Annotated in this window: 11 protein-coding genes; 6 read left to right on the forward strand and 5 right to left on the reverse strand. The window is 68.3% G+C overall.

What is annotated here, in order from left to right; translation table 11 throughout:
• The first annotated feature begins 168 nt into the window (after positions 1-168).
• Positions 169-624, forward strand: coding sequence for a hypothetical protein (locus VGE38_RS07880; protein WP_331141983.1), 456 nt, complete (start codon positions 169-171; stop codon positions 622-624).
• Positions 625-821: 197 nt separating this feature from the next.
• Here VGE38_RS07880 and VGE38_RS07885 read toward each other — a convergent pair whose 3' ends face one another.
• From VGE38_RS07885 to dnaB, 3 genes are all read right to left on the reverse strand, one after another.
• A complete protein-coding gene (locus tag VGE38_RS07885; RefSeq protein WP_331141984.1) occupies positions 822-1,097 on the reverse strand; it encodes a CRISPR-associated protein Cas2 in 276 nt (91 codons plus the stop codon).
• A gap of 83 nt (positions 1,098-1,180) precedes the next feature.
• Positions 1,181-1,462, reverse strand: a complete 282-nt coding sequence (locus VGE38_RS07890) for a DUF3892 domain-containing protein (RefSeq protein ID WP_331141985.1) — start codon at positions 1,460-1,462, stop codon at positions 1,181-1,183.
• 498 nt (positions 1,463-1,960) lie between these two features.
• Positions 1,961-3,379: a replicative DNA helicase gene (dnaB, locus tag VGE38_RS07895; protein WP_331141986.1), complete on the reverse strand. Its 1,419-nt coding sequence runs from the start codon at positions 3,377-3,379 to the stop codon at positions 1,961-1,963.
• 474 nt (positions 3,380-3,853) lie between these two features.
• On the opposite strand from dnaB, the gene VGE38_RS07900 reads away from it, so the two are divergent.
• From VGE38_RS07900 to VGE38_RS07920, 5 genes are all read left to right on the forward strand, one after another.
• Positions 3,854-5,209, forward strand: a complete 1,356-nt coding sequence (locus VGE38_RS07900; protein WP_331141987.1) for an MATE family efflux transporter — start codon at positions 3,854-3,856, stop codon at positions 5,207-5,209.
• 22 nt (positions 5,210-5,231) lie between these two features.
• On the forward strand, positions 5,232-5,819 hold the full coding sequence (locus VGE38_RS07905) for a DinB family protein (protein ID WP_331141988.1): 588 nt from the start codon (positions 5,232-5,234) through the stop codon (positions 5,817-5,819).
• Between the two features lie 99 nt (positions 5,820-5,918).
• Positions 5,919-6,614, forward strand: coding sequence for a hypothetical protein (locus tag VGE38_RS07910; RefSeq protein WP_331141989.1), 696 nt, complete (start codon positions 5,919-5,921; stop codon positions 6,612-6,614).
• Complete coding sequence (locus VGE38_RS07915; RefSeq protein WP_331141990.1) at positions 6,611-7,288, forward strand: DUF4166 domain-containing protein; 678 nt, start codon at positions 6,611-6,613, stop codon at positions 7,286-7,288. Before VGE38_RS07910 ends, VGE38_RS07915 begins: the two co-directional genes overlap by 4 nt.
• Positions 7,285-7,914 carry a TetR/AcrR family transcriptional regulator gene (locus VGE38_RS07920; RefSeq protein WP_331141991.1) on the forward strand — a complete coding sequence of 210 codons (630 nt, stop codon included), beginning with the start codon at positions 7,285-7,287 and terminating at the stop codon, positions 7,912-7,914. The genes VGE38_RS07915 and VGE38_RS07920 overlap by 4 nt, the downstream gene beginning before the upstream one ends.
• Before the next feature lie 92 nt (positions 7,915-8,006).
• On the opposite strand, the gene rplI is transcribed toward VGE38_RS07920, so the two are convergent.
• Positions 8,007-8,459, reverse strand: coding sequence for a 50S ribosomal protein L9 (gene rplI, locus VGE38_RS07925; protein ID WP_331141992.1), 453 nt, complete (start codon positions 8,457-8,459; stop codon positions 8,007-8,009).
• A 15-nt stretch (positions 8,460-8,474) separates the two neighbouring features.
• A complete protein-coding gene (rpsR, locus tag VGE38_RS07930; protein ID WP_008355445.1) occupies positions 8,475-8,711 on the reverse strand; it encodes a 30S ribosomal protein S18 in 237 nt (78 codons plus the stop codon).
• Positions 8,712-8,986 lie beyond the last annotated feature (275 nt).

Raw genomic sequence — 8,986 nt, forward strand, 5'->3', positions numbered from 1 at the left:
AAGGCAACGCGCCATGCACACCCACTGGGCCGACCAAGCCCGCACCCCCCTCACCGAGACCGACCTCCGGCTCTTGCACGACCAAGGCCACGACCCGCACCCCGAACAAGCCGAACACGACTCGTACCCGACTGCCACCCCTACGCAGGGAAACCAGGAGAACAAGCCATGACCATCCTCACGCAGAGCGTTTGGCTCCCACCCACCGACAGGTCAGTCATCGTCGCGATGCTCTTAGACGCCTGCTTCTCACGCGCGGACGCCGAAGCGTGGGCCGACGCCTCCACCTGGACGGCTGGCTCGTCCATCGTCGCAGCCGAAGCCATCGCCTACGACGACCACGGCATCCCACTCGACCAAGCCATCGACTGGCACGCACAAGGGTTCGAGGCGGCCGAAGCCATCTGCTTCTACGACCGCCACTACACCCCGGAACAGGCACAGACGGTCATCAACCTCACCCACCAGGACATCGAATGGCTCGCCACCGGCCTCCCCGCCGACCGGGTCATCGCCTACCTGCGTGCCGGGGTCACCCTCGACGAGTACCACGACTGCGAAAACAGCGACGACTCAACCGACGAAGCGCTCACCATGCTCGCCGGATTCCGCCAAGCACCGTGAGCGGGTGAGCCAAGCAACCCGCCTTCACCAACGAAGCACTCGAAGCGTTCCTCTGGAACCAAGGGTGGGACTGCAGATACTCGGCGGACTTCGCTGCGCACCAATCTTCGCTCCAAGACGAAGATTGGTATGCAGCCGCTCCACTCGTACCTCGTCCGGTCGTGACCAACCCGCCTACGGTTAGCGCACGCTCGGACTCAGTCCCAGGTCTCCTTCAACCACTTGCTTCCTCGGTCGTTGAACCCTCGCCACGAACGCGGGTCCCCCGTGACATTGACTACGAGCAACTCATCCCCGCTGTCGAGGTGCTTCGCCAGCCGGTCACGGATGTCTGAGGTGTTCAAGTCGCTCTTAACGAGCCACGTCGAGTCCAGATGATGCCACCACGCACCCAGCCCCTTTATCGCCTCGATGAGGTCGTCGTAGTTCTGGCCAGGGGCGTTGAGGTCGTAGGCAATCAGTTTGGTCGACACTTCGTCTCCAATCGGGAGGGTGAGGACAGAGCGACCCGCTGCCGGAGCGGAGTGCAGCGACAGCGGGTCGCGCTGGTCGAGGTTCAGCGCCGAGGCAGGGACAGCAGGTTGTTGGTCCACTGTCCGTCGGCGTACGTACGCAGGTACTTGGCCCCGAACTGGGGCTTCACCACGCCCACGTCAGCACGGTGTCCGGCGGCATCCTCGACGTACGCCTTGCCGCTCTCGTCTTCAATCCACGACACGATTGCGCCACGGGTGTTGTCACCGGTCTGCCCGGTACTCGGATTGGTCCACCACAGATGCTCGATGTGCTCGTGGTTCGTCCCGCCCGACAGGCGGATGTGGGTGATACGGATGGCCATGAAGGCACCTCTCGCTCGATGTTGTTCAGGGTCAAGCGAGGCCGTAGGCTCCGAAGTGCACGACGGTTGCCTAGCAGCCTCTATCGGGACGGGCGCGCCAACGCCCGTCCCGAACTAATTTCCGGCACCTCCCTCATGGACGACCTTGCCGAGGATGTCGCGGTAGGCCAATGCCAAGCACAACCCTAGTGCGTGCCACCGACGAACAGGGGCGCTCATCGCTCGCCCCAACGCAGTCGCGCGCCTGAGGCGAGTGCCGCTTCGCTCGCGGCCGGTTGAGGAACTTCGCACCTCCGACGGAGGGCTCTTGCGGCACCAATCGCCGTTCGGTACGCACTGACAATCTGTGGATGAACGACACTTCGATGTCACTACTGACACCCCATGTCGTTTGTCCACAGGGGCACTGACACCAGATGTCGCGTCACTGACAACGAAGTGTCGCCGTCCTACTGACATGCGGTGTCGCGACCACTGACATCAAGGCGTCGCGTCTCATCAGTGCGCCATGTCGACGAAGCGCGAGTAGTGACCCTGGAAGGCCACGACGAGGTCCCGGGTGGGGCCGTTACGGTGCTTGGCCACGATTAGGTCGGCCTCGCCGGGGCGGGTCGACTCCTTCTCGTAGACGTCGTCGCGGTGGAGCAGGATGACCATGTCGGCGTCCTGTTCGAGTGACCCCGACTCGCGAAGGTCGGAGACCATCGGACGCTTGTCCGCGCGCTGCTCGGCACCACGGTTGAGCTGCGAGAGCGCGATGATCGGCACCTCGAGCTCCTTGGCCAGCAGCTTGATCTGGCGGGAGAACTCCGAGACCTCCAGCTGGCGGCTCTCGACCTTCTTGCCGGAGCTCATCAGCTGCATGTAGTCGAGCACGATGAGCTTGAGGTCGTGGCGCTGCTTGAGGCGGCGCGCCTTGGACCGGATCTCCATCATCGTCATGTTCGGGCTGTCGTCGATGAACATCGGCGCCGAGGAGACCTCGCCCATCTTGCGGGCCAGCTTGGTCCAGTCCTCGTCGGTCATGTTGCCGTTGCGGATGTGGTTGAGCGGCACCTTCGCCTCGGCGCTCAGCAGACGCATCGTGATCTCCGAGCGCCCCATCTCGAGGCTGAAGAACACGCTGGTCAGGCCGTTGTGGATCGACGCAGCCCGGCAGAAGTCGAGCGCGAGCGTCGACTTACCCATCGCGGGACGCGCCGCGACGATGATCATCTGGCCGCCGTGGAAGCCGTTGGTCAGCTCGTCCAGATCGGCGAAGCCGGTCGGGACGCCGTAGATGCCGGCCTCGCGGTTGGAGATCGCCTCGATCTCGTCGAGGACGCCGTTCATGATGTCGCTCAGCGGCGCGTAGTCCTCGCTCGACCGCTTGTCGGTGAGCTTGAAGACCTCGGCCTGCGCCTCGTCGACGATGTCGTCGACATGGCCCTCGCCGGCGTACCCGATCTGCACGATCTTGGTGCCGGCCGTCACGAGCCGGCGCAGGATCGCCTTCTCGCGAACGATCTCGGCGTAGTAGCCCGCGTTGGCGGCGATCGGCACGTTGGCCGACAACGTGTGGAGGTACGGCGCGCCGCCGATCTTCTGCAGCTCGCCGGCGCGCTGCAGCTCGGCCGCGACGGTCACCATGTCGACCGGCTCGTTGCGGCCGTAGAGGTCGATGATCGCGTCGTGGATCGTCTCGTGCGCCGGACGGTAGAAGTCGACGCCGCGCAGCACCTCCGCGACGTCGGCGATCGCGTCCTTGGAGATGAGCATCGCGCCGAGCACCGACTGCTCGGCCGCCATGTCGTGGGGCGGCGTGCGATCCCCGGGCGAGGTCGGCCGCTCACCCGGCTCGTAGGGGACCGGACCGTCGCCCCAGTCGTCGAACGGCGGCTCCGGCAGTCCCCGCGCGTCGGACTCGGTGACGCTCAACTCAAGGCTCCCTGGGGGTCGTTGCTCCTGCCGTGCCCGACGCTAGGAAGAGGCACCGACAATCGTGGTTCGCGGTCGCCGACCGGCGGCCTTCGGCCGTACGAACCCCCGGACCATATGTCGTGCTCGGACCGCTCCGACACCGGCTTGTCCACAGGGACCTGGGGATAACATGCCGTGCCCCGTGGACGACACGCGGTGAGATGTGCACAGCGTGGGGAGCATCCTGTGGAATCGCTCGCTGCCAGCGCGACAAACACGTCGTTGACCTGCGAAAACGTCTGTACCGGGCTGTGCACCGAAAATAGTTCGAGTCGATTGTCCTTCACCTCGCGGCCACGTGCCCGCTGGGCGCCGGATTGTCGATAAAGCACCCGGGACCGTCCCAGATCCACAGGTCCGAGGTAGTTATCCACCGCTACCCGAGATGACCACCCGCGGGACGGCAGGCGGCGGCTGGGTAGGTTTCGCGACATGCGGTTCCCGATCGGTCCGGCGGCGTCCGAGGCGGGGCGCAGCCACGACCGGGAGATCTGGCGACTGGCGGTACCGGCCTTCCTCGCGCTGGTCGCCGAGCCGCTCTTCCTGGTCGCCGACTCCGCGATCGTCGGGCACCTCGGCACCACCCATCTCGCCGGCCTCGGCATCGCCGGCGTGGTGCTGCAGACCGTGGTCGGCCTGTGCGTGTTCCTCGCCTACGGCACCACCGCCAGCGTCGCACGCCGCGTCGGCGCCCAGGACCTCCGCGGCGCGATCGCGCAGGGCGTGGACGGGCTCTGGCTAGCGGTCGGCATCGGCGTCCTCGTCACCCTGCCCTGCGTCGCGTTCGCGCGCCCGCTCGTCGCAGCGGTCGGTGCCGAAGCGGCCGTCGGCGACCACGCCACGACGTACCTTCGCATCGCCGCCCTCGGCATCACCCCGCTGCTGCTGATGCTGGCCGCCACGGGTGTGCTGCGCGGCCTGCAGGACACCCGCACGCCGCTGGTCGTCGCGGTGCTCGCCAACGTCCTCAACGTGGTGCTCAACCTGCTCCTGGTCTACGGCCTCGACCTCGGCATCGCGGGCTCGGCCATGGGTTCGGTCCTGGCGCAGTGGCTCGCGGCCGGCGCACTGGTCGGGGTCGTCGTACGTGGCGCCCGTCGGCACGGCGCCTCGCTGCGACCTGACCTGCCGGGGATCAGGCAGGCCGGCCGGGCGGCGGTGCCGCTGGTGGTGCGCACGCTGACGCTGCGCGCTGCGCTGCTCGTGACGACGTACGCCGTCACGCTGATCGCTCTCGACGGCAGTGACCGGCAGGCCACCGACCTGGCCGCCCACCAGGTCGCCTTCACCCTGTGGACCTTCCTGGCGTTCGTGTTGGACGCGATCGCCATCGCGGCCCAGGCGATCACCGGCCGCACCCTGGGCGCCGGCGACGCCGCTGGGACCCGTGCTGTCACCGCCCGCATGGTGTGGTGGGGCGTGGTCGCCGGGGTGGTGACCGGGTTGCTGCTCGCCTCGGCCAGCCCCTTCCTCGGCGCGATCTTCACCGAGGACCCCGCCGTACGCGACCTGCTGGTCCCCGTGCTCCTCGTCGCGGCGCTCGGCCAGCCGGTGTGCGGCGTGGTGTTCGTGCTCGACGGCGTCCTCATCGGCGCGGGCGACGGCCGCTACCTGGCCTGGGGTGGGATCGTCACCCTCCTCGTCTACACGCCGGTGGTGCTGCTGCTCCATCCCTCGCTGGTGGTCGTGTGGATCGCCTTCTCCGCCGTCTTCATGGGTGCGCGGCTCGTGGTGCTGGTGCGCCGCGCCCGCAGCGACGCCTGGCTGGTGCTGGGCGCCCCTGCCTAACGTCACGGCCTAGCGTGGGGCCATGGACGATCTCACCGACCCCAAGGCTGCGCTGCGCTCCTACCTCCAGCGAGCGCACGACGGACTCGTCATGAACCTCGAGGGGCTGCCCGAGCGGGAGCTGCGCCTGCCGCGCACGCCCACCGGCACCAACCTGCTCGGCATCGTGAAGCACGTCCTCAACTGCGAGTACGGCTACCTGGGCCTCACCTTCGGCCGGCCGTTCCCCACGCCGCACGAGCTGGTCCCGCTGGACCTGTTCGACACCGACCCGCAGGCCGACTGGTACGCCACTTCCGACGAGACCGCCGAGGGGATCCTCGACCTCTACCGCCGGGTCCGGGCGTTCACGGACGAGACCATCGACGCCCTCCCTCTCGACGCCCGTGGCCGGGTGCCGTGGTGGCCCGCCGAACGCGCCGAGGTCACGCTCGCGCACGTGCTGATCCGCGTCATCGACGACACCTCCCGCCACGCCGGCCAGGCCGACATCATCCGGGAGCACATCGACGGGGCGGTCGGCCTGAACCCCGAGGCGCCCAACATCCCCGACGACGTCGACTGGCCGGCGTACGTCGCCAAGCTCACCGCCATCGCCGATCGGTTCTGACCCGGCGCGGGGGCGCGCTAGACCAGCCTGCCGCTGGTGTTGAGCGATCGCTCAAACAGTCGCTACCGTTTGAGCAATCGCTCAAATGAAGGAGGCTCCATGCCTTCACCGCTCTACGTCGAGACACGTGTCGCTGCGTCTCTGGACGCCCTGTGGTCCCACAGTCAGGACCCTGCTCTGCACTCACGGTGGGACCTGCGCTTCAGCAGCATCACGCCGTGCGGCATCGACGAGCGGGGGCACCAGCGCTTCAGGTACGCGACCCGGCTGCTCCCCTTCCTGACCGTCAGCGGCGACGGGGTCAACACCGGTGAGCGCCATCGCCCCGACGGTGGCTGCACCAGCGCGCTGCGCTTCGCTTCCGGCCACCCGCTCTCCCTCATCGCCACCGGCTCCGGCTACTGGCGCTATCAGCCGGCCAGCGACGCCGTTCGCTTCCTGACCGGGTACGACTACCGGCCGCGGTGGGGCGTCGTCGGGCGTGTCCTCGACGCGCTCGTCGTCCGTCCCCTGATGGGTTGGGCGACAGCGTGGTCCTTCGACCGGCTCCGCATCTGGCTGGAGACCGGGGTGACGCCCGAGCGGTCCCGCAACAGAGGTCTCGCCGAGGTCGTGTTGCGGCTGGCGCTGGTCGGCCTCGCCGCCACGCTCCACCCCGCACTCGCACTGCTCGCCCTGCCCGCAGCGCTGCTCGTCCCTCCGACACGGACCAGTCCGGCCGCCCGGCGCTGCCGGCGCCGGCCGTCCCGACCGGTCCGGGCGCCCCGCATCGCCGACAGCTTGGAGTCCCGATGACCTCGATCTTCCGCTCCGTGCTCGGCAGCGAGTTCGAACGGTTGCACCCCGCGCTCCAGCGCCGCTTCTCGGTGGGACTCGACTCCGGAGAGGCCTGCATCGGGACCGGCACCATGACGAAGGTGTGGCATGCGCCCTGGGCACGGCCCTTCGTCACGCTGGGCGGCACCAGGAACGTGCTCGTCGCGAAGACCGGTCAGGCGATCCCCTTCACCATCGAGAACGTGCCCTACGTCGACGACTTCGGTCGCGAGACGGTCAGCTTCGTGCGGACATTCCGCTTCCCCGACCGGCCGCGACGATTCGACGCCCAGATGGTGCTCGCCCCGAGCGGCCGACACATCGTCGACTACCTGGGCACGCACCAACATCTCGCCTCCGACCTGCACCTCTCCGTCGACGCCGCCGGCGGTCTGGTGATCCGGTCCGGCGAGCACCGGCTACGTGAGCGAGCCGTCGACCTGCGGATCCCGAGGCTGCTCGCCGCCGAGGCGACAGTGCGGGAGCGGTACGACGACGCCGGGGACTGCTTCCGGATCAGCGTCAGCGTGGCGCACCCGTGGTTCGGCCGCATCTTCGGCTACCACGGCACCTTCCGGACGGAGTACGTCGACGCCGCGGCGTTGGGTCTCCGGGCCGGCCTGCGACCAGTTCGGGAAGAATCACGGATGTGACGGTCTCCCGGTCCACCCGCGACAAGCTGCTCGACGCCACCTTGCGGGTCCTCGCCGAGCAGGGCATCGCCAAGACCTCGGCCCGCACCGTGGCAGCGTCAGCCGGCGTCAACCAGGCGCTGGTCTTCTATCACTTCGGCACGGTTGAGGAGATGCTTGCCGCAGCCTGCGAGCAGGGGGCTCGCCAGCGGATCGAAGCCCACCGCGGCGCACTCAGCGAGGTGGCGACGCTGTCGGACCTCGTCGACGTCGCGCGTCGGATCCACGAGGAGGAGCGCGCCGCCGGGTACGTCGCCCTGCTCGGCCAACTGCTTGCCGGGGCCGCGTCACACCCGGCTCTCGCCGCGGCGACCGCGTCCGGTCTGCGGCTGTGGGTCGCGGAGGTCGAGACCGTGCTGACCCGGCTGCTGGCCGCGACCGTGCTGGGTGACCTGGTCGACGCACCCGGGCTGGCCCGCGCCGTGAGTGCGTCCTTCGTCGGCCTCGAGCTCTACGAGGGTGTGGACCCGGAGGCGGCCCAGCAGGCATTCGGCGCTCTCGATCGCCTCGCCGCCGTCGTGGCGCTGCTCTCCGACCTCGGCCCTCTCGAGACACGGGCCCTGCGCCGCAAGCTCCGGCAGGTCTGACCTCGCGTCAGTCGTTCGGCCACCGGACGGCAGCCTCATGCAGAACGGGGCCGGTCCCGAAGGACCGACCCCGTTCGCGTGCGTCAGACGCGTCAGGCAGACACGACGTTGAGGGCCACCGTGGCGGACACCTCATCGTGGAGCCGGACCGACACCTGGTGGGAGCCGAGCGCCTTGATCGGGTTGCCGAGCGCGATGGTGCGCTTGTCGATCGCCTCGCCGGTCGACTCGGTGAGAGCCGTGGCGATGTCGGTGACCGTCACGGCGCCGAACAGGCGACCGCCGTCGCCGGCGCGGACCTTGACCGGGACCGGAGCGGCCTCGAGCTTGGCCTTGATCTCGCCAGCGTGGTCGAGGTCGCGGACCGCACGAGCGGCGCGCGCCTTCTTGATCGAGTCGACCTGCTTCTCCGCACCACGGGACCAGCGGATCGCGTCACCGCGCGGGACGAGGTAGTTGCGGGCGTAGCCGTCCTTGACCTCGACGATGTCACCGGCGGAGCCGAGGCCCGGGACCTCCTGGGTCAGAATGATCTTGGTAGCCATGTGTCAGCTCCTCTCTCAGCGACCGGTCGAGGTGTAGGGCAGCAGAGCAACCTCACGGGCGTTCTTGACGGCGATCGCCACGTCGCGCTGGTGCTGGACGCAGTTGCCGGTCACCCGACGGGCGCGGATCTTGCCGCGGTCCGAGATGAACTTGCGGAGCAGCGTGGCGTCCTTGTAGTCGACGCCGGTCGCCTTCTCCTTGCAGAACTGGCAAACCTTCTTCTTCGGCTTGCGAATCACTGCCTTGGCCATTGTGGTGCTTCCTTTCTAGAAGCCCGACGAGATGTCGGAATGGTTGAGGATTCGGTCTTATTCGGTTTGAGGTAGATCGATCGCTGGCTGGACTGGGTCTCGACACGCGCCTTCACGACTTCGCTTCGCTCAGTCGTGGGCGCTGCTCGACCTAGCCGCCTTGCCGCTGCCTCGCTTCGCTCGGCAGCGGGCGGCTAAAACGGCGGCTCTTCGGAGCCGACGCCGGGCGTGGCCCACGGGTCGTTCGCCGGCGCGGCCGGAGCCCCGCCGCCGTA

The sequence above is a fragment of the Nocardioides sp. genome, assembly GCF_036405735.1.
In the GTDB taxonomy this organism is placed as follows: Bacteria; Actinomycetota; Actinomycetes; order Propionibacteriales; family Nocardioidaceae; genus Nocardioides.

Bases quoted from the DNA above. Each gene is read 5' to 3' on its own strand.
- VGE38_RS07900 (WP_331141987.1), top strand. From the start codon at position 3,854: ATGCGGTTCCCGATCGGTCCGGCGGCGTCCGAGGCGGGGCGCAGCCAC.
- VGE38_RS07905 (WP_331141988.1), top strand. From the start codon at position 5,232: ATGGACGATCTCACCGACCCCAAGGCTGCGCTGCGCTCCTACCTCCAG.
- VGE38_RS07910 (WP_331141989.1), top strand. From the start codon at position 5,919: ATGCCTTCACCGCTCTACGTCGAGACACGTGTCGCTGCGTCTCTGGAC.
- VGE38_RS07915 (WP_331141990.1), top strand. From the start codon at position 6,611: ATGACCTCGATCTTCCGCTCCGTGCTCGGCAGCGAGTTCGAACGGTTG.
- VGE38_RS07880 (WP_331141983.1), top strand. From the start codon at position 169: ATGACCATCCTCACGCAGAGCGTTTGGCTCCCACCCACCGACAGGTCA.
- rpsR (WP_008355445.1), bottom strand. From the start codon at position 8,711: ATGGCCAAGGCAGTGATTCGCAAGCCGAAGAAGAAGGTTTGCCAGTTC.
- VGE38_RS07890 (WP_331141985.1), bottom strand. From the start codon at position 1,462: ATGGCCATCCGTATCACCCACATCCGCCTGTCGGGCGGGACGAACCAC.
- rplI (WP_331141992.1), bottom strand. From the start codon at position 8,459: ATGGCTACCAAGATCATTCTGACCCAGGAGGTCCCGGGCCTCGGCTCC.